We start from the raw sequence: 19,372 nt of genomic DNA on the forward strand, positions 1-19,372 counted from the left end.
GGCGCGAGCAGCCGTACTAGTGTGGCCCGGACCACCCGATGCTGACGAGAAGCCTCCTGCAGTGCCGCGCATGTCGTCTGACCTGGTTTCCGCAAAGGGGATCGGGCGCCGCGTGTCCTGCGTGCGGAGGAACGAAGCTCGGTGGAACGTTCGAGCTGTTTCACGCGGGGATCGCGCTCATCGCGCTGGGGTTGATCGGCTGGTTCCTCCGCCACGGGCCGCTCGGCGAGCAATTCGGGACGACGCTTCCCGCGATCATCCAGGCGAAACGCCTCACTGCGAACGTCGAGCGAAACAACCAGGTCTCCGTCCCTGCCAGGAAGAGCCAGGTCTACGTCCCTGCGAGGAAGAACCAGGTCCTGGTCTCTTCCAAGAAGATCAAGTCCACCAAGGTCAAGGTCAAACGCCGCCCCAAAAAGGCGAAAACGAGGAGCAAGCATGTACAGCGCTGAGATCAGCCGCAAGAACCCGGGGTGCTTCATCTTCCTTCTGGATCAGTCGGCCTCGATGGAAGATCCGTTCGGTGGCAGCAGCGATCGGCGCAAGGCCGACGAGCTGGCCACCATCATCAACAAGCTCATCCACAACCTCTCCATCCGCTGCGCCAAAGGCGACTCGATGTACGACTACTTCCACGTGGGAGTGATCGGGTACGGCCAGGACACCGTCGTGAAGTCGGCGTTCGACGGGGCGCTGACCGGCAAGGACCTGATCCCGATCAGCGACCTCGCCAACAACCCGCTGCGCATCGAGGATCGCACCAAGAAGGCCGACGACGGCGCGGGCGGCCTGGTGGAGCAGACGGTGAAATTCCCGCTCTGGTTCGAGCCCAGGCACGTGGGCGGTACGCCGATGAGCTCCGCCTTCAAGATGGCCGCGGAGATCGTGCAGAGATGGGTGGCGGAGCACCCCAAGGGCTTTCCCCCCATCGTGATCAACATCACCGACGGCGAAGCGACCGACGGCGATCCGGTCCCGGAGGCGAAGGCGCTCTGCTCGCTGGGAAGCGACGACGGCGCGGCGCTGGTCTTCAACATCCACCTCTCTTCGGCGGCAGCGAACCCCATCGAGCTTCCCGCCAGCGACGAGGGCCTGCCGGACAAGTTCGCCAAGCAGCTCTTCGAGATGTCCAGCAGCCTGACGCCCTTCATGATCGGCCGGGCCAAGGAGCTGGGAATGCCGGCCGGTGACGGAGCGCGCGGGTTCATCTTCAACGCGCAGCCGATGCAGGTGATCCAGTTCCTCGACATCGGAACCCGTCCCGCGAACCTCCGGTGATTGACGCTCTGCACCCGGTCAGCGCGGCGCCGTTCTCGATCGAGGCGTTCTCCTGCCAGAAGGCGGGGAACGCCCGATCGGAGTACGAAGACGCGTGGGCAGTCCGCGGCTCGGATTCGCCCACGCGTTGCCGCGTCGCGGTCGCCGATGGAGCCACGGAGAGCAGCTTCTCGGCGCTGTGGGCGGCGCTGCTGGTCGAGAGCTTCGTCCGCGGGCGCTCGCACGGTCCGGACTTCTTCAAGCATCTGGGAGCGATTCGACGGCTGTGGCGGCGGAAGATCCGCGGTCGCCCCATGGCCTGGTACGCCGCCGAGAAAGCGCGTCGCGGGGCGTATGCCGCGTTCGTCGGCGCCTCGCTGAACGCGGTGAATCGCGGCTGGCGCGCGGTGGCCATCGGCGATTGCTGTCTGCTGCATGTCACGGGAGCGCCGCCGAATCGGGCGCTCGCGAAGGCCTTTCCACTGACGCGCTCGGAAGAGTTCGGCTCGAGCCCGTTCCTGGTGGGCTCGATGAAGAAAAACGACGACGATCCGCTGCCGCACGTTCGCGTGACCGAGGGAGTCCTCGAGGCGAACGACATCCTCTTCTTCGCTTCCGATGCGCTGGCGGCCTGGCTTCTGCGGCGCGCGGAAAGAGGAGAACCGGCCTGGGACGCGATCGAGGGCATCCGGACGCGGGAAGACTTCGAAGCGCTGGTGGCGCAGGCGCGAGAAGACAAAACGCGCAACGACGACATGACTTTGGTCCGGCTGCAGCGGAACGGTGGGGAGAGGGGCGCGATCTAGATGGCCACTTGGCCCGATCTCACCGAGTACCACGAGGCGCTTCAGTACCCGGAACGATCCCTCGGCGATCACGGGCTGCAGAAGGCGCAGATCGAGAAGGACCGCTTCGGCATGCCCAAGCCGGCCACTGGCGGGAACGCCGTCGCGTACAAAGCGACCGAGGGCCAGAACGTCTGGGCCGTGCGCTGCTTTTTGAGGCCGATCTCCGACCACGCCGAGCGCTACGCGGCAATCTCGAAACATCTACAGAAGAACGGCGCCGCCCATTGCACCAAGTTCTTCTATCTGGCCGACGGGCTCCGCATCAAAGGCGGCACGTTTCCAATCGTGAAGATGGCGTGGGTGCAGGGTCCCAACCTCGATCGCTTCGTCGAAGGCGTGCTGGACAAACCCAGGGAGCTCGCAGCGCTGCGAGAGAAGTTCCGGGCCTTGGTGAGGGACATCGAAGTCGGGAAGTTCGCGCATGGTGATCTGCAGCACGGGAACATCCTGGTCAGGGGAAGGGACCTGCTGCTCATCGATTACGACGGCATGTGGGTCCCGGCATTGATCGGGCGGCAGGCCACCGAGATCGGCCACCGCGCCTACCAGCATCCGAAGCGCGGCATGACGGACTACGGTCCGTATCTGGACCGGTTCTCAGCGCTCGTCATCTACCTCTCGCTGCTGGCGCTGGAGGTCGATCGCAAGCTCTGGGACCAGTACAACACAGGCGACAACCTGCTCTTCGTCCGCGAAGACTTCAATGAGGCCGGCAAGAGCCCCATCTGGAGCGATCTCGCCGCGCTCAAGAACGCCGAGGTGTCGTACCTGGCCGGCGTGCTGGCCGCGATGGTGCCGCGGCCGGTGAAGGACCTGCCCCGGCTGGAGGCCGTCCTCACGAAGTCCGCGGGGCTGAAGCCGCTGCAGCTGAAGGCTGGCGGGCCCAGGGCTCCGGAGAAGCCTAGGTGGAGCGACAAGCCGTCGAAGAGCGGAACGGCGGCGGACCTCGCCTCCCAGTGGAAGGTGGTGTGGACGCGTCCCGGAGAGAAGATGGAGACGCGCTGGAAGAAGGAGATGAAGGACGGCCCGGTGGTGGTGGAAAGCGAAGTCGAGGTGGTCGCGCCCAATCCAGTCCCGGTTGCAACCATCGCGTTGGGGGCGCTGGCGGCGGGAGTGCTGATTGGAACCAGCGTTTCGCCGGAACTGGGGATGGTCGCTGCCGGCGGGGGCCTCCTGGTCACCCGCGGCATCACGAAACCCCGGAAGAAAAGAGCCTTCCACACCGTCATCCGACCCATCGAGCAGCAGGTGCTGGAGCAGGCCAAGGTCGCGGTGCCGGGGCACAAGTCGGCAGTGACCTCATTGCAATGCACGGCGGATGGCAGGCGGCTCTCCGTCGTCACGAAATTTGGCGAGTGCGCCATCTGGGAGCTGGATACCGACGGTTACAAGGTCAGCTCCGTCCGACTGCCGCCGTTCGAGCAGTCGGCTCCGGCCTCGAGCAATCCGAAGGCAGCGATGGTGACCGACAAAGGCATTCTCGCGGCCGATCTCGTTTCGGGGTTGAAGGTCGATCTGCCGGTGGACGCCTCGAACCGCGCCTGCGCGGTGGCGATGACGGCGGACGGCGCCAAGGTGGCGGTTGGCCAGCAGCAGGGCCAGGTACACGTGGCCGAAGTCATGACCAAGAAGATGCTGGTCCAGATCTCCGGAATGAGCTCGCGCGTGACCGCGCTTGCGTTCTCGGAGGACGCGACCTTTCTCGTGATCGGATGGATCAACGGCACCGTGCAGGTGCACCGGCTGACGCCCAAGGCGGAGAAGGTCGCCGAGGGCGGGCATCATCGCACCGCCGTGACCGCGCTGGCGGCCGCGCCGAAGGGACAGGCGTTCGCATCGGCCGACGACTCCGGCCAGGTCGTCCTCTGGGGAAAGAACGGACAGAAGCAGGCAACCGCGACCGCAGGAGGCCGCGGCGTCAAGGCGCTCCTGTTCCTGGGCGACCAGGCGCTCGCGGCCGGGTGCGCAGATGGCACCGTGAAGGTCCTGAATCCGTCGAGCGGAGCGGTCCTGGCGACGCACAGCCTCGGCGCCACGGCGATCACTGCGCTGGCATTCGCCAAGGAAAAGCTGGCGCTCGCGGCAGGAACGCAGTCCGGTCAAGTGACGCTGCTCGCGCTGGAGACGTGAGCGGCCGTCAACTGCCCTTCAAGCGCTCGTAATAGTCGAGCGCGCCGGGATGAAAGGGAACCGGCGCCGGACTTCGCAGCGAAGCCTTCTTCGCAAGCGGTCCTTGGCCACGAGATTCGACCAGCGCCTGCGCGATTTCTCGCGCGCGCTCGCGGGCGAAGCCTTCGAGCACGACGAGCAGGTCGCCGCCGACGACCGCGACGGCGCGCAACGGCACCTTGCCGGAGTCGGCGAATTCCCCGCGCCCCTCCAGCGCCTCGACCGCGATGGCTGCGGGAAGCAAGCCGACCTGGAGCTGGCCGCTGGTCAGGAGCTTGACCACCTCGACGGGCGACCTGGCCGCAGCCGGGACCGCCTTCGTTTCCGGCCAGCGCGCTTTGATGGCGGAAGCGACGGCGCTCGCTACGTCCAGCGCCCCGGGGCGCATCTCGTCGGTCACTACCACCAGGTGCGCTGCCCGGTACGCGTACCACTGGCGGTACGGGGAATGGCCGGGCAACAACGCCGCAGCCACTCCCAAAAGCATCAGGGTGACGAGCCTGCTCCTCATGGACCCGTTTCGAAGATGTCGAGCTGGAGGAAGTTCGAGACCACGTAGTTGGGCACGTCCACGAGGTTGCTGATGTGGAGATCACAGGCGACGCTACAGAGCAGGTATGCCTGCTCCGCGGTCAGCCGCGAGGGCGCCGGCGAAGTCGGCCCGGTCAGCAGGGCGATCATCTTGAGCAGCGCGTCGCGCGACGCCAGCGTCACGTCCTCCGACTCGTTCCTGAGCGGGCGCAGCAGGTGGTTGGAGTTCACGTCGATCCACAGCTCCGGCGCCATCACCACTCCGGCCGGCTTGACCGGGATGCCCATGGTGGCGACGAAATGGTCCGGGGCGAGATCCTTGAGGACGCCGGGGGTGTTGCTTTGGAATCGTGGCCAGTTGCCGAAGGCCGCCGCCTGGCCCTTGCGAACGTCGACCTTCACGGTGACGATCGCGTTCATCTCGATGGCGGTGCCGGAGACCTCGCCATCCCCCTGCGCCCAGTGCACGTCGCCGACGGAGAGGCCGCACCCGTCGATGAAGCAGGGGAAGAGCAGCGTCGTTCCCTTCACCATCTGCTTGACGTCGGTGTTCCCGCCGTTCTCGCGCGGGGGAATGGTGCGCAGGCAGCGGTCCCTGAAGCGGCCGTGGGGGCCACAGATGTGTTTCGGCACCGCGTCTGTCGGCTCCGGAGGTAGCACGAATCCCTGCTTCGCCCGAAGCTCCTCCTCGCGGGAGAAGGCGGTCTCGATCTCGAGATCGCCCAGTTCGACGCCGATGGTGCCGGCAAACCCATGCAGCGGCAGCCGCACGCCGGGTAGATCGCGAGAGGTCGCATAACGTGTCCCGTTGACCGGTGGGGCGCCCAGCTCCCAGTGGGCGATGGCGGGATCGGTGAAGACGTCGCGGAGGAAGCCGAAGCCTGGGACCGCCACCGTGTACCCGAAGTTGTCGGGACCGGGACTGACATCGATCATCGTTACGGCGAGCACGTCGCCCCGCTGGGCGCCCCTCACAAATAGCGGGCCGGTAAGGGGATGGATCAGGTTCAGGTTGGCCGCTGCCACCGTCGCCGGCGTGGACGTGCGGTTGAAGGGATTGTCGAACGCGTCGCGGGTCTCGAAGATCACCGTGTCCCCGGCGTTGGCCTCTGCGGCCTCCGGAATGTCGGGGTGCCAGCGGTTGTGGCAGGTACGGAGCGGATCCTCGCCGCACGGCACGGGGACGCCTCCGGCCCCTCGGCTCACCGGGATGCGAACGGTCTTGGCAGACGAGGGCCACGCCGCAGCAGCAGCGGCGAGCGCAGCCGTGATCAGCAGCCTCTTCATGGTTTTCCCCCTTGCACGCGGGGCCATACGCCCCCGCGAGCGCGATTGTCAACTCAGGTCAACGTCGTGCCGTGCCGCGAGCAGATGTTCAAGCAGAGCCATGCGACGGGCCGGCGTGCTCCTTAACTTCAGACGCACCTCGAAGGAGGTCCTTCGCATGCTGGCAACCAAGGATGGAGTGGCCACCGTCGCCGTCAGGAACCTGAACGCAGCGAAGAAGTTCTACGAAGGCACGCTCGGCCTGAAGCGCGCGGATTCTCCGGAGCCCGAACCGCCCGTGTACCAGGCGGGGAAATTCCGCTTGCTCGTCTACGAGTCGAAATACGCCGGAACCAACCAGGCGACAGCCGTCACGTGGGATGTCGGATCCGACCTGGAGAAAGTCGTGCAGGGGCTGAAGGCGAAGGGAGTGGTGTTCGAGCAATACGACTTGCCGGAGATGACCCGGAGGGCGACATCCACCAAGCGGGGCGGATGAAGCTGCGTGGTTCAAGGACCCCGTCGGCAACATCCACGCCCTGGTCGGCGGCTGAGCTCGCGGATTCATCCCCGGGAGAGCTTTCTTTCCAGAATCCTAGCGCCCGTGTGCGACAGTAGACCACTCGGGGACGGACGCGGGTGGAAATCGCGGACGAACCGACGGATCGCAATAGAGTGGACTGGTCATGCGCGATTCGCTTCCTGGCGGCAGCGTAGCAAAGCTTTACGCGACTCTCTGGCGCCACGCCGAAGGGCGGCGTCACAAGGTGGTGCTCTTCGTCATCCTCCTCGTCCTCGCCCAGATTGTCCGGCTGACCATCCCCTGGTTCTTTGGCGAAGCCGTCAACGCGCTCCAGGCGCATGGCATGGAGGGCATCACCCGGGCGCGCAACGACCTGCTCCTGATGCTCGCTGCCGTCGGCGTCGCCTGGACGATGCACGGTCCTGCTCGCATCCTCGAGCGATTCACCGCCCTCGTCGTGCGCGAGCGCTTCGCCGACGCGCTCCACGTAAAGGCGCTTGCCCTGCCTGTGCGCTGGCACGAGCAGCACCATTCCGGCGACACGCTGCACCGGATGACGCGGGCGACCACCTCGCTGGCCTCGTTCGCCCAGTCGCAGTTCATCTATCTGCAGAACACGGTGAGCATCGTCGGACCCATCGCCGCACTCTTCCTCATCTCCCGGGCGACGGGAGCAGCGGCGCTGGCCGGCTACGCGGCCATCGGGTACTTCGTGGTGCGGATCGACGCGTTCATGGTCCTTCTCGTGCGCGAGGAGAACCGCGCGGACAGGCGGTACAACTCCGCCCTCGTCGACTGCCTGGGAAACATCGCCACGGTGCTGACGCTGCGGCTCCAGGAGCCGATGCGGATGATGCTCAGGTCGCGGCTCCTCGCAGTCTTCGCACCGCTCCGCCGCAACATCGTCTTCAACGAAGTGAAGTGGGGCGGAATCGACCTGCTCAACAGCGGAATGCGCACCGGCCTGGTGGCCCTCTATGCCTGGCTCGACTTCCGCCAGCACGGAACCATCAGCGTCGGGACCGCGGTGGTGGTGCACCAGTATTCCCAGCAGGTCGGGAACGTGGTCGCGTCGATGGCGATGCACTGGAACGATCTCGTGCGCCAGAAGACCGAGGTTGGGGACGTCGACCCCATCTTTGCCAGCCCGGCGCGGTCCGTCGACAATGCCGCTGTGCCGAGGACCTGGCGCGACATCCGCGTCGAGGGCGTGCGCTATGTCCATCCTGCGGCCGGTGTCGGACGGCCCGCGCTCGACGACATCTCGATGGAGCTCCGCCGCGGGCAGCGGATCGCGCTCATCGGCGAGAGCGGCGCGGGGAAGAGCTCGCTGCTTCGCGTGCTGGCCGGCCTGGTCGACGCGGAACGCGTCTCGATCACGGTGGACGCGACACCGCATCCCCACCTGAAGCACCTGGGCGCGGTTTCCCTCTTGTTGCCGCAGGACCCCGCCGTATTCGAGTCGAGCGTCCGCGAGAACGTCACCATGGGGCTGCCGTATCGGGAGGCTGACATCGACCGCGCCTGCGAGCTGGCCGGCCTCACCTCCGTGATCGCGCAGCTGCCTCAGGGCTTCGACACCCTCATCTCTGAACGCGGGCTCAATCTGTCGGGAGGCCAGAAGCAGCGGCTCGCGCTGGCCCGTGGCCTGCTCGCGGCGAGCGACGTCGGCCTGGTCCTGCTGGACGAAGCGACCAGCAGCGTGGACGCGTCGACCGAGGCGGAGATCTACGATCGCGTGATGAGCGCGTTCGCCGGCGCGTGCATCGTGTCGTCGGTCCACCGGCTGCACCTGCTGCGCCGATTCGACACCGTGATGGTGATGGAGCAAGGGCGGGTCGTCGACAGTGGCGCGCCCGACGAAGTGAGACAGCGCCGGCCCGACCTCTTTGCCCATTCCGCGATGGAAATGGTCGCCGAGACGCGCGCCGCCTGATTTCAGCTCGCCGCGTCCTCCACCATCCGCAGCCCGAGCACCGCCGCCAGGATCCGGCCGATCGCTCCGAGGAGAAAGAGCAGGTGCATGGCCACCACGAGCCCTGCGCGCGTCGTCAGGAAGTGCGCGATCGCCGCGCCGCACGTGGATGCCAATCCCGTGGCCAGTCCGCCAGCCGACGCAACCGCGGCAAGAAAGTATGCGCGCCCCGGCGCCCAACCGGCCGCCGACGGGGAGCGCGCCCACCATGACGCCGTATCCTGCCATCAGCACGCCGCAGAGGGCAGCGTCCAGCGCAAGCATCCAGAGAAAGCCCCAGCCGGCAAACATCCAGAGCGCCGGCGACAGGGTGAGACCCACCGCGCAAGCGACGACGATCCGGCGCGGGCCGGCTCTTTTCAACAGGCTGGCCCAGACGGGCGCGGCGAAAGTGCGCAGCGCCGCCACTCCGCTGCCGAACGCGGCCATGCGCGCAAACCCGGCACGCAGCTCGCCAAAGATGTGGAGTGGATAGAAGGCAGCGGCGAGTCCCGTGGCCGTTCCCCAGGCGACCTCGAAGGCGAGGGCGCGGCGGGCGACGTCGGTTCGCAGCGGCGCCAGCGCCTCTTGCAGGGTCGGCGCAGAGGTCTCGGCGTCCGGCGCAGGCTCATGCTGGAGCCGCAGGAGAAGCACCGTACAGAGGCCAGCGGCTGAAGCGGTGAGCGCGAGCGCCGTCAGCACGGCGCCGGCGGCGGCGGCATTCACACCGCCGTCGAGGGCGACGCCGGCCGCGAACGACCCTGCCACGCTGCTGACCGCGCAGAGGACGTTGCGGCGTGCGAAGTACCGTCCGTGCAGCGGGCGGGGAACGAGCTCTGCCATCCACCGGGTCCAGGAGCTGTTCGCCACGACGCCCAGGATCGCGGATGCTCCCGCGCAGCAGAGCAGCACGATCTCCTTCACGAACGGCGAAAACCGCAGGAAAGGAAGGATGGCGAGCGGAAGCATCGTCTGGCGCGATACCGCTACCGCCGCCAGGGCAGTACGGCGCGGACCCGCTCTGCGCGACAGCATCGCTGCCGGCAACTGCAGGAGCTGAGCGGCGAACGGGAGAGCGCCGAGCAGGCCGAGCAGCACCGGCCCGAGTCCCAGATAGATGGACCAGGCGGTGAGGACGCCGCCGGTGGCGCAGGCGCCGACGACCTCGGCGACGACGCCTTCGACCGCGGAGATCCGCAGCGAACGACGAAGCAGGGGATGGAGGGGCAAGCGGCGGACATAGCCCCGAGCGCCCGGTAGTACGCAAGGCGGTCGAGGTGCCGCTCACTCCGACCCAGCCAAGCGCCCGCCTGCTCGCGACCGTGCGCGTTCAGCAGCGGAACGAGAGCGGATCGATGCCCAGCCGGCGGAGCCAGCGCTGGACCTGCGTGCGCCCCTTGCCCATCGCGCGCGCGACCGCAGTGACGTTGCCGCCGTGTTGCCGCAGTAGCGCGACCAGATTCTCATGCCGGCTGCGGTCTTTATCCTGTTTGGACGGCGGCGGCGTTGTGCCCGCCTGAGGCTCCCGACTCTGGAGGCTGGACGGGAGATGCTCGAGCTCGATGCGGCCTTCTCGCGAAAGCACGATGGCACCGGACAGGCATTTCTCCAGCTCGCGCACGTTCAAGGGCCACGTGTGCAGCAGCAAGGCGCGCGCCGCCTCGGGGGAGAACGTCACGCCATCCGCCGCTTCGCCGGCCAGCTTGCGCAGGAGAGCAGCGATGAGGAGCCCGAAGTCTTCGCGCCGCTCCCGCAACGGCGGCAGCGAGAGAGTGAAACCGGAGAGGCGGGCGAGCAGATCGGATCGGAAGCGCTCCTCGTCGACCAGCGCGTCCAGGTCGCGGTGGGTGGAAGCAATCACGCGGAGGTCGACCTTGACCGGATGCGTGGCGCCGACTGCAAGCACCTCCCCTTCCTGGAGGACGCGCAGAAGCGCTGCCTGCGCGGGGAACGGCAGGTCGCCGATTTCGTCGAGCAGCAGCGTCCCCTTCTCGCTGCTGCGCACCAGGCCGGGCCGATCCTCCGTCGCACCCGAGAAGGCGCCTTTGCGATACCCGAACAGCTCGGACTCGACGAGGGTCGCTGGCAGCGCGCCGCAATTGACGGCGAGGAAGGGGCCCGGGCGGCCGGAGACGTGGTGGATGGCGGACGCGATCACTTCTTTCCCGGTGCCCGTCTCCCCCCGGATCAGGATCGGCACGCCCGAGCGCGCCATGAGCACGAGGCGCTCCAGCTGCGCGCCGAGCACCGGCGACAGCGTCGCAAGCCCCGGTGCCGCAGGACGCAGCTCGCGCGCATCGAGAAGCTCGGGGTTGCTGGCCGGAAGCGCCTGGCGGTAGAGCAAGAAGCTGTGGCCGAGCTCGAGTACGGCGCCGTCCGCGAGCGTCGCGCTTTTGACCTGCTTTCCGTTCAGCCAGGTGCCGTTCTTGGATCCCGCATCCTCGACCACCCAGCTCCCCAGGACGCTCTGCAGGCGCGCGTGCGCCGAGGACATGCGCGGATCGGGAATTCCGATTCGCAGGACGGTCACGCGGTCCTCTTCACGGCGCTCGATCGACAGGGAATCGGCGCGCCCGATCGTCACCACGTCTGCATCGTCAAGACAGAAGCGTGCGCCGGGCTCAACGGGACGGTCGCAGCGGAGCGTCAGGAACAGGTGCGGCTGCCCGGCGGCCGTTGGCGGCGTCCGTTCGTCGGTGCGGCTGATCGTTCGCGCCGGTTCCATGCTCTAATGTACGACAGACTCGCCTGCGACGCAGAAGGCGCAGGTGTGTGACCTCTACTGCTTCTTGATCGTACGGGTCGCGATGTTGCCTTCATCGACGCGGATGAAATTACCCTCGGTCCCATCTCGAGCGATGAAGTTCCCGTGCACTCGGAATCCAGAGTGTACGTCGCCGCGACGTTCTTTCTGACGGCGATCGCGCCGCCGCGGCTTTGACTGGACACCCCGGACATCTTGCTTTCTCCATCGAAGGTGAACACCCCGGCGAAGACGCTGGGCAAGCCGGTGGTGTGTGCGTAGGCGGGAGCATCTGCGCGCCCGGTGAACAGGTAGTTGCCGTAAAGCGTGGCTGCCGAGCATTCCTCGTCGTGATTCTTTTTCTCCCCTGCATTTGCAACGCCGGGGACGATCATGCCGGCGATCACCAGACTCATGGTCATCAGGATTGGCTTCATGTCGATTTCCTCTTTGGCTGTTGGGTCACAACGTGATTCGAGCCACGCGGTCCGCCTCGCCGGGACGGCGGGCATCACCGCTGCTGCTGTCATCAGCAAGGGCCGGGCCATCACGGCGAAGACGCCACGAAGCAGAAAATCCTCCACCTCTGCACAACGGTGGAGGGCTTTCTGTTCCAGATTGCGTAGCGAAATCAGAATGGGCCGGTGATCGCTCCCGCGGAACTGACCCAGAACGTTCCCTTGGTCGCTGTCTGGAAGGTCCCGGCGGTGATCCACTGAACTGCTGCGTCGTGCAGGGTGGCGTGCGGCCCTTTCCAGCCCGACGATGATGCCGATCCTTCCCAGAGCGCGTTGTGCGACGCACAGTCGATCTTGATGAGCACTTTGCTGGAGCTTCCGAGATTGTTGTAGATCTTCTCTTGTTTCGCGGTCGGATTCTGGTTGTCCCGCAGGCCGGACATGACCAGCGTCGGCACTTGGACCTTCGCAGTGGTGGTGGGGTTCCAGTTCAGCAAGTCCCAGGTTGGAGCGCGCCGCACGCCGCCGGTCAGCGCATCGGATGAACCCCAACTGCTGCCGAGAGGATCGCGCATTCGCGCCGAGGTCCAGATCGCATCGAGAATCGCCGGGTCCCGCTCCCCGGGGCACACCTTGGGGTCGCTGGAAAGCTGGCCGCTCCAGGGAGTGAACGCTTGCGTCCGATCCGCGACGAGGAGCGCAAACGACTGCGGGTTCCCTGCGCTCTCGAACTCTGATGCAAGGAAGATCAACCTTTCCACCTTCGAGGCATGCGTGCTCGCGTAGGCACCAACGACGTTGCCACCGCGCGACCAGGAGAAGAAGGAAACCTTTTCGACGTCCACTTCCTCGAGGACATGGTTGACGACCACGGCGAGCTGGTCTCCGGCTGCATTCGTATTGGTGAAATGGAACGGAGCCGGGGGACTGGGGCAAGCCGCGCTCAGTGGGTTCGGCACGAGAAGTCTCAGCTGCTCGGCCTGACTGGTGCTGCAGGGATCGTCCAACTCGAAGCGGGACGACAACCCGTAGCCCAACAGGTTGACGGCGAACGTCTCGACGCCGGCGCGGGCCAGGCTCTCCATCAGGCTGTATTCGTAAGCCTTGTCATTGCGGCCCCGCTCCTCGTCGGTCTGGGGATGCACGACCTCGGGAGCCTTGGGGTACTGGAGGTCGAAGGTGGTGACGCTTTCGGTCGTGGCGCCGGCGACGAGGATCACCGCGTGGGCCGCGCCGCCATTGGGATGGCTGCACCATCCATGCTCGTAGACGGGCGAGACGCGATGGATGTCGAGCTCGGCCCGCTCACCCATGGAGCGCGGCAGGGTGGACACGACGTGCAGCAAGTAATCCTTCCGCTTGACGCCGATCGGCGAGCATTCTCCTTTTGGGTTGCCATGCGCGATCTGGGCTGACGCGATCTGCTTGGTGCCGTCCGAGGACGAGTCTGTACCGCCGCAGCTCCAGCAGCCGACGGCGGCGATCGCGGCAAGAACATCGACTGCGAATGATCTGATCTTCATGTTCTTCTCTGTGCAAGAGGCCTGGCGCACATGTCCGGACGCGCCGGGGCGAGCGGCCGTTCACGGGGATCTCCTTCGGTATTGCGGAGTGCTGCAGATCGCGTGCCCCGGGGTCCCCCCGCGTGACGCCCGCGCGCGTTCCAGAGGGCAATGGTTCTGGGGCGCCTCGCGGCGCCGCTACGGCGCCTCTATTTCTTGCGGGCCCGTCATTTCAGGCCCTCCACCAGGAACAGCTCGGAGAGCTGGCGGACGTGCCCGTATGCATAGGATCTCGCATCGGGCGTGATCTGCACCCTGCCGCTAAAGGGGACTCCGGTAAGATCGGCAGGGCCCAGCACCTTCCAGACTTCCTTGCGCCGAGTGCCGAGATCGAGCCGGTACACCGTGCACGGCGCTTCGCCATGCCGGAAGGCGTAGAGGGTACGACCATTTTCGCTCCAGGCGAACGGGAAGTCTCCCTTGTCCAGCTCGGGGAGCGGCTCCGGCTCACCTCCCTCGAGCGGGTAGAGCGCAGACCGACCCTCTGCATCTCTGGCGGCAACGAGTGAGCCGTCGGGGGATACCGCGTAGATCAAGCTCATGCCTTCGGGCGTGATGGCCCTGAGCGGTTCTCCTCCCACGTACAGACGCACCGCAGATCCGGGCGCCCGCCCGGCGATGACCACGTGCTTGCCGTCCCCAGACCACCGGCCGGTCAGCGCCTCGATTTGATCGGTGGGCACCGGCTTCGGCTGCCCGGGCCCCGTCGGGAGGAGCACGAGGCGACTCGGCTGCCCAAAGACGGCAAACGCCCAGTTCCCGTCGGGTGATAGAGCCGTTCCCGTCCCCTCCCCCAACAGCACTGGCGGAGAGCCATCCGTTTTGCGGAGATATACACGCGACTCTCCGTGAGGCGACGTCACCTCTGTGAAGAGCAGGGTCTTGCCGTCTTTGGACAGGTCAGCGAGGAGCGGCCAGTCGAACCAGGACAGCTCGCGCTCCTTGTTCTCGCCCGGCGGAAGTGCGCTCAACACCAACTCGCGATCGATGTCCAGAAGCCTGAGCGAACCAGGCACGCTCACGAGCGTGCGCTGCCGCCCCGAGAGCGTGACGGCGCGAAGCGCCTCCCGCTTCCCTGGCTCGGCCATCGTGAACCAGATCTCGTCGCCCGCCGGAGACCAGGCGAGACCCTGCGCGACGAAGTGGGGCACCAGCGTTCGCTGGTTCCCGGCGAGGTCGATCACGTCCACCGACGCCCACTTCGTGTATCGCGTCCCACCGCCCGACCGAGTCCCCGAATGATGAAGGAACGCCAGCCGGTCGCCTCGCGGTGAGATCCGCAGATTGCTGACCCAGCCAGTAGTTTCGAAAACCACCGTCCCGATGGGGAATTCGATCCGGTTGCGCGGGCCGACGTCCCGAACGATGGCGAACGTGGCGCCGTCGGGTGCCCAGTCTGCCTCGGACACGCCGTCGAGGACGTCGCGTGGTGCGCCGCCGGCAAGGGGAACCCGGGCGAGCGTTCCCGTCACTCGCCAGGTTTCGCGCCGAAGTCCGAGTTGGACCAGCAGCTCTCCGGTGCGGGACAGGGACAGCACGTTCGCGTTCTGGAGACCGAAAGACTTCGATTCCGGACCGTGCACGCGCGAGGAGAAGATCTCTGGCCGGAGCGCTCCTTCCCAGGCTGCAGCGTAGACGACGGTCTGCCCGTCGGAAGAGAACCTGGCGGAATAGACGGTCCCACGGCGAAACGTCAGCTGCCGGAACTCTGGACGCGGCGCTCGCCAGACCGATGCGCCGGCGACGACGCCCACGGTGCCGGCCGCGGCAACGAGCGCGAGCAGGACGAGCGCCGCACGCCACCTCCGTATCGCCGAGGCCCGGGCCGAGCGCAGCGGATGCAACGCGGCCTGCTCCAGATCGAGCGCGAGATCCTTGGCGGACTGGTAACGCCGTTCTCGGCTCTTCTCCAGACAGCGCCGGACAATCCGGTCCACCTCCAGCGAGACCTGCGGGGGCAGATCGGGGGGGTTGTCGTTGAGGATCGCGGTTCCCGTCTCGATCGGCGTCTGCCGCTGGAAGGGGCGCTGTCCGGCGAGCATTTCATACAGGACAGCTCCCGTGCTGAAGATGTCCGAGCGGTGGTCCGCCTCGCGGCCGCGGACCTGCTCCGGGGACATGTACTCGACGGTTCCGAGAATTGGCCGCAGGTTGGTGCTCGCCGGCGGCGATTGCGCCTGCGGCGCTGGCACAAACCTGGCTCCCGTCAGCTTGGCGAGGCCGAAATCGAGGATCTTCAGCCGTCCCTCGTTCGTGACGAAGAGGTTCTCCGGCTTCACGTCGCAGTGGATCACGCCGTGCTCGTGCGCTGCCGCCAGACCTTTCGCCAGGTCGACGGTGTAACGGAGCGCCGCTTTCAGCGGCAACGGCTTGCCGTCGAGGCGCTCGCGCAACGTCGAGCCGTCCAGCAGCTCAGAGACGATGTACGGGCCCGCTCCGCAAGACCCGATGTCGTGCACAGCGAGAATGTTCGGGTGGTTGAGCGAACCTGCCGCTCTCGCTTCCTGCGCGAACCGACGCAGCTCCTCTTCGGGGTGCGCACCGCTCGAGAGGAGCTTGATCGCGACCTGCCGGTCGAGCTTCAAATCTCGCGCAACGAAGACGCGACCCATTCCTCCGCGTCCGAGCTCCCTCTCGATCCGATACCGCTCGCCGAGCTCGACGAGGTCCGGCGAAGCGGGTCCACCGCGCTCGGACCGAGAGGCCGAGCGCTCGTCTGGAATGGGCGGAATCATGAAGCAACCTGCTCTCGTTGACCAACGACAGTCAATGACGGTGCACGTCAGCTCACGACATCGAAGTGCGCCATCATTCCCGCAGCGTGGTGTTCGAGGATGTGGCAGTGATACATCCAGCTCCCGGGCCGGTCATCGGGAAGCCAGGCGAGGCGCACCGTGCTCCGCGGAGGCACGTTGACCACGTCTTCCCAGGATCGCCACGCCGGCGGCTGACCGTTCACCTCGAGGACCTGGAAGAAGAATCCGTGCAAGTGGAACGGGTGGTCCATCAGCGTCTCGTTGACGATGTCCCATACCTGCAGGTCGCCCACCTTCACCGGCGCGTCGCGGTGGTGCATCTCCTTGTTGATCACGAAATCCACCCCGCGGCGAAGGCTCATCCGAACGCCGAGCTTCACCGTGCGAGTCGGCGTCACCTGGCCGTTGACGAGCGGTTCGATCGTCCGGATGCGTTCCGGTATCACCGCCGTGGAAGGTCTTGCCGGTCCTGCCTTCAGAGTGGCGAAGAGCTCCGTCTTCCGCTTGCGGATCGTGGTGCGTAAGTACTTGAGCGCTTCGAGGCGCAGTAAGTGTCCTTCCGCGATGGGTCCGACAGCGAGGTCCACGCGGTCGGCGGGAGCGAGAAGGATCTCGGCGGCTGCGACCGGCGCCTCGAGCAGGCCGCCGTCGGTGCCGAGAATCCGGAATGGAGTGCCACCGATGGAGAGGCGCACGTAGCGCGCGCTCGAGGCATTGATGATCCGCCAGCGTTCGATCTGACCAGCGGCGATCGTCAACTCAGGCTCTGCCTTGCCATTCACCAGCCGCACGTCGCCCTCGCGACCATCGTGACGCTGAACCAGGCCGCCGAACTTCGCGATTTGCCCCTTCTTGTCGAGCTTGAGGTCGTCCAGCACGAGGACCCGCTCGCCGTCGAGCACCGGCTCGTCGTCGCCTCGGACGATCAACGCCCCGTAGAGCCCTTTCTCGAGCTGCACGGTCTCGTTGTTGTGCGGGTGGTACCAGAACGTGCCGGCATCGGGGAGTCTGAACCGGTAGGTGAAGGTCTGCCCGGGAGCGACCGGGCGTTGGACCATGTCGGTGCCGTCCATCGCCGCCGGGACCCGAAGCCCGTGCCAGTGGATGGTGGTCGGCTCTGGAAGGCAGTTGGTGAGGCGCACCTCGAGTACGTCCCCAACGCGGGCCTCGATGACCGGGCCTGGGACCTGCCCGTTGTAGCCCCACCCGCGGATGAAGCGGCCGGGGGCATACTCCCACTCGGTCTCGCGTGCTTCGAGATCGACGGAAACGACCGTCCGGCCGGGGTCTGGTTGAGCCGCGTCATACGCGCGGCGGTAGGCAGCGAGAGCGTCGGCTGAAGGCTCGTGCATGACCGGGCCGTGGTGGGCATGCGCGCTGTGCTGGTGATGGTCGATCGCGGCGTGGTTCGTCATCGGTTTCTCCTGTTCGTGGCGCGTCATCTGCCGCCGCGTTGGATCGTGAAACGCAGACCGCGCCGCCGCATTACAGGCGGCATTCGCGCGGGACGCAGCGGCACGGCTTGGGCAGCTGCGCCGTGACCATGCCGGCGCGCGAGATGAGGTTTGCGTCGGTCAGCTGGGGCCAGTCCTCCATGAAGCGTGGCCGGACCTGGCCGGCGAGCGCCAGGACGGTAAGGACGGCGGACGGAATGAAGTGGCGGCTCATGGGTATGGCGCAAACGCGCCTGTGCGTCCCGGATTACAGGACAGGCTCGAACCCACCGCGCTCGCGATGCGTAACCAATTGCGCTCGCGAGGCGTAACCGACGCGGGCTCCGACCGCGCTGGAGCACGTGGAGGTCACCATGAAAAACAGGACTTGGATCGCGAGTATCTTCTCCGCCGTCATTTTCACGTCGAGCGCAGCAACGAGGGCGGCGCCGGCGAACGGAGATACCGCCGGAAGGCATGCGGTGTTCGTGCAGACCAATGCTCCGGCCGGGAACGCGATCGTCGTCTACAATCGGAATGCCGACGGGACGCTAACATTCGCCGCCAGCTACCCCACCGGCGGCAACGGTAGCAGGGCCATCGGAGCGCCTTCCGATCCGCTCGCGTCGCAGCACTCGCTGGTCTATGACCGGTCGCATCGCCTCCTGTTCGCCGTGAACGCGGGGAGCGACACCGTTTCCGTGTTCGACGTCGACGGCGACCAGGTCGAGCTGGCCCAGGTGGCGCCATCGGGCGGGCCCTTTCCGGTCAGCATCGCGGTCCGCGACGACCTCGCGTACGTCCTCGACGCGGGTCTCGCCGGGTTCGTCAGTGGCTTCCGGATCGAGCGCGATCACCTGGAGGCGATCGAAGGCTCGACACGAGCGCTGGGTCTGGCGAATACGAATCCGCCATTCTTCCTGTCGTCACCGGCGCAGATCGGATTCAGCCCGAACGGCAAGCACCTCCTGGTGACGACGAAGAGCTTCAACATGGTCGACGTCTTCGAAGTCGGGCGTGACGGCCAGCTCTCTGCGCAGCCGGTGCGCAACCTCGAGGCTCCAGTCCCGTTCCCGTTCGTCTTCGGACCGGCCGACCTGCTCGTGCTGGTCAACGCGGGTAACAGCTCGGTGGCGACGTTCACGATCGACCAAGGCGGCACCCTGGTCCCCGCCGGAGCGCCTGTCTCGGACGGGCAGATGGCAGCCTGCTGGATCGTCTCGGCGCATGAGTTCGAGTACGTCGCGAATACCGGCAGCAACGACATCAGCCAGTACCGCGTGCGCGGCGACGGAACGGTCACCCTCGTGAACGCGACCGCGGCATCGGGGATTCCAGGCGCAACGGACATGACCACGGCGAGCGGCGGCAAGTTTCTCTACGTGCTCAGCGGCTCGAGTTCCACTGTCTACGCCTACAGGGTCGAGGGCGATGGGTCGCTGACATTCATTCAAACGGTACCTGTGCCTGGCGGGGCGAACATGGAGGGCATCGCGGCGAATTGACGAACGGTCAGCCTCCGTTCCAAAGTCCGTGCACCGGAGAGCCCCCATGAACGAGGGTACACCCGAAAGCGTCACGATCACGCGCTGCTGGACCGCGGCGAACGCAAGTCCCCTCATGCTCGAGTACCACGATCGCGAATGGGGCGTTCCGCTCCACGGAGACCAGCCGCTCTTCGCGAAGCTCGTCCTCGACGGCTTTCAGGCCGGACTGTCGTGGTCCATCATCCTGAACAAGAGAGCGCGGTTTCTCGAGGTGTTCGAGGGCTTCGATCCCGAGCGGATGGCGCGCTATGACCGCCGCAGGATCGCGCGAATCCTGAAGGACCCAGGGATTGTCCGCAACCGCCAGAAAGTGGAGGCGGCGGTG

At 66.5% G+C, this 19,372-nt stretch carries 17 protein-coding genes and 1 pseudogene; 10 read left to right on the top strand and 8 right to left on the bottom strand.

The annotated features are described in order from the left end of the window. The first annotated feature begins 38 nt into the window (after positions 1 to 38). Genes E6J58_09530 through E6J58_09545 form a run of 4 tightly spaced genes read left to right on the top strand, consistent with a single transcriptional unit; the run spans position 39 to position 4,235 of the window. Entirely contained in the window at positions 39 to 452 is a 414-nt protein-coding gene (locus E6J58_09530; GenBank protein TMB38465.1) for a hypothetical protein, read from the top strand. Then, entirely contained in the window at positions 439 to 1,278 is an 840-nt protein-coding gene (locus E6J58_09535) for a VWA domain-containing protein (GenBank protein ID TMB38466.1), read from the top strand. The genes E6J58_09530 and E6J58_09535 overlap by 14 nt, the downstream gene beginning before the upstream one ends. After that, complete coding sequence (locus E6J58_09540; GenBank protein ID TMB38467.1) at positions 1,275 to 2,063, top strand: hypothetical protein; 789 nt, start codon at positions 1,275 to 1,277, stop codon at positions 2,061 to 2,063. The genes E6J58_09535 and E6J58_09540 overlap by 4 nt, the downstream gene beginning before the upstream one ends. After that, positions 2,064 to 4,235: a hypothetical protein gene (locus E6J58_09545; GenBank protein TMB38468.1), complete on the top strand. Its 2,172-nt coding sequence runs from the start codon at positions 2,064 to 2,066 to the stop codon at positions 4,233 to 4,235. A 7-nt stretch (positions 4,236 to 4,242) separates the two neighbouring features. Here E6J58_09545 and E6J58_09550 read toward each other — a convergent pair whose 3' ends face one another. Further along, positions 4,243 to 4,785, bottom strand: coding sequence for a hypothetical protein (locus E6J58_09550; GenBank protein ID TMB38469.1), 543 nt, complete (start codon positions 4,783 to 4,785; stop codon positions 4,243 to 4,245). After that, the gene (locus E6J58_09555) at positions 4,782 to 6,092 is read right to left on the bottom strand and encodes a formamidase (protein ID TMB38470.1); all 1,311 of its coding nucleotides are present in this window, start codon (positions 6,090 to 6,092) and stop codon (positions 4,782 to 4,784) included. The genes E6J58_09550 and E6J58_09555 overlap by 4 nt, the downstream gene beginning before the upstream one ends. A gap of 157 nt (positions 6,093 to 6,249) precedes the next feature. On the opposite strand from E6J58_09555, the pseudogene E6J58_09560 reads away from it, so the two are divergent. The 4 genes and pseudogenes from E6J58_09560 (at position 6,250) to E6J58_09575 (ending at position 9,608) form a co-directional block, all read left to right on the top strand. After that, positions 6,250 to 6,625: pseudogene (locus E6J58_09560) on the top strand (VOC family protein). A 132-nt stretch (positions 6,626 to 6,757) separates the two neighbouring features. Next, positions 6,758 to 8,530 (top strand): ABC transporter ATP-binding protein, encoded by a 1,773-nt coding sequence (locus E6J58_09565; protein ID TMB38471.1) that lies wholly within the window; start codon positions 6,758 to 6,760, stop codon positions 8,528 to 8,530. 87 nt (positions 8,531 to 8,617) lie between these two features. After that, positions 8,618 to 9,223: a hypothetical protein gene (locus E6J58_09570; GenBank protein TMB38472.1), complete on the top strand. Its 606-nt coding sequence runs from the start codon at positions 8,618 to 8,620 to the stop codon at positions 9,221 to 9,223. A gap of 4 nt (positions 9,224 to 9,227) precedes the next feature. Beyond that, the gene (locus tag E6J58_09575) at positions 9,228 to 9,608 is read left to right on the top strand and encodes a hypothetical protein (GenBank protein TMB38473.1); all 381 of its coding nucleotides are present in this window, start codon (positions 9,228 to 9,230) and stop codon (positions 9,606 to 9,608) included. A 270-nt stretch (positions 9,609 to 9,878) separates the two neighbouring features. Here E6J58_09575 and E6J58_09580 read toward each other — a convergent pair whose 3' ends face one another. The 6 genes from E6J58_09580 to E6J58_09605 form a co-directional block, all read right to left on the bottom strand. Continuing rightward, positions 9,879 to 11,273, bottom strand: a complete 1,395-nt coding sequence (locus E6J58_09580) for an FHA domain-containing protein (GenBank protein ID TMB38474.1) — start codon at positions 11,271 to 11,273, stop codon at positions 9,879 to 9,881. After that, complete coding sequence (locus tag E6J58_09585) at positions 11,195 to 11,875, bottom strand: hypothetical protein (GenBank protein TMB38475.1); 681 nt, start codon at positions 11,873 to 11,875, stop codon at positions 11,195 to 11,197. Before E6J58_09585 ends, E6J58_09580 begins: the two co-directional genes overlap by 79 nt. Before the next feature lie 47 nt (positions 11,876 to 11,922). Then, the gene (locus E6J58_09590; protein TMB38476.1) at positions 11,923 to 13,272 is read right to left on the bottom strand and encodes a lysophospholipase; all 1,350 of its coding nucleotides are present in this window, start codon (positions 13,270 to 13,272) and stop codon (positions 11,923 to 11,925) included. A gap of 206 nt (positions 13,273 to 13,478) precedes the next feature. Continuing rightward, positions 13,479 to 16,046 carry a hypothetical protein gene (locus E6J58_09595; protein ID TMB38477.1) on the bottom strand — a complete coding sequence of 856 codons (2,568 nt, stop codon included), beginning with the start codon at positions 16,044 to 16,046 and terminating at the stop codon, positions 13,479 to 13,481. Between the two features lie 47 nt (positions 16,047 to 16,093). Continuing rightward, positions 16,094 to 17,419 (bottom strand): multicopper oxidase family protein, encoded by a 1,326-nt coding sequence (locus tag E6J58_09600; protein ID TMB38487.1) that lies wholly within the window; start codon positions 17,417 to 17,419, stop codon positions 16,094 to 16,096. 133 nt (positions 17,420 to 17,552) lie between these two features. Then, positions 17,553 to 17,735 (bottom strand): hypothetical protein, encoded by a 183-nt coding sequence (locus tag E6J58_09605; GenBank protein ID TMB38478.1) that lies wholly within the window; start codon positions 17,733 to 17,735, stop codon positions 17,553 to 17,555. Between the two features lie 139 nt (positions 17,736 to 17,874). Here E6J58_09605 and E6J58_09610 point away from each other — a divergent pair, with 139 nt between their 5' ends. Together E6J58_09610 and E6J58_09615 are read left to right on the top strand one after the other, a co-directional pair. Further along, positions 17,875 to 19,005: a lactonase family protein gene (locus tag E6J58_09610; protein TMB38479.1), complete on the top strand. Its 1,131-nt coding sequence runs from the start codon at positions 17,875 to 17,877 to the stop codon at positions 19,003 to 19,005. 76 nt (positions 19,006 to 19,081) lie between these two features. Beyond that, a partial coding sequence (locus E6J58_09615) for a DNA-3-methyladenine glycosylase I (protein ID TMB38488.1) occupies positions 19,082 to 19,372 on the top strand: 291 nt, incomplete at its 3' end.

The organism is Deltaproteobacteria bacterium (genome assembly GCA_005879535.1).
In the GTDB taxonomy this organism is placed as follows: domain Bacteria; phylum Myxococcota; class Myxococcia; order Myxococcales; family 40CM-4-68-19; genus 40CM-4-68-19.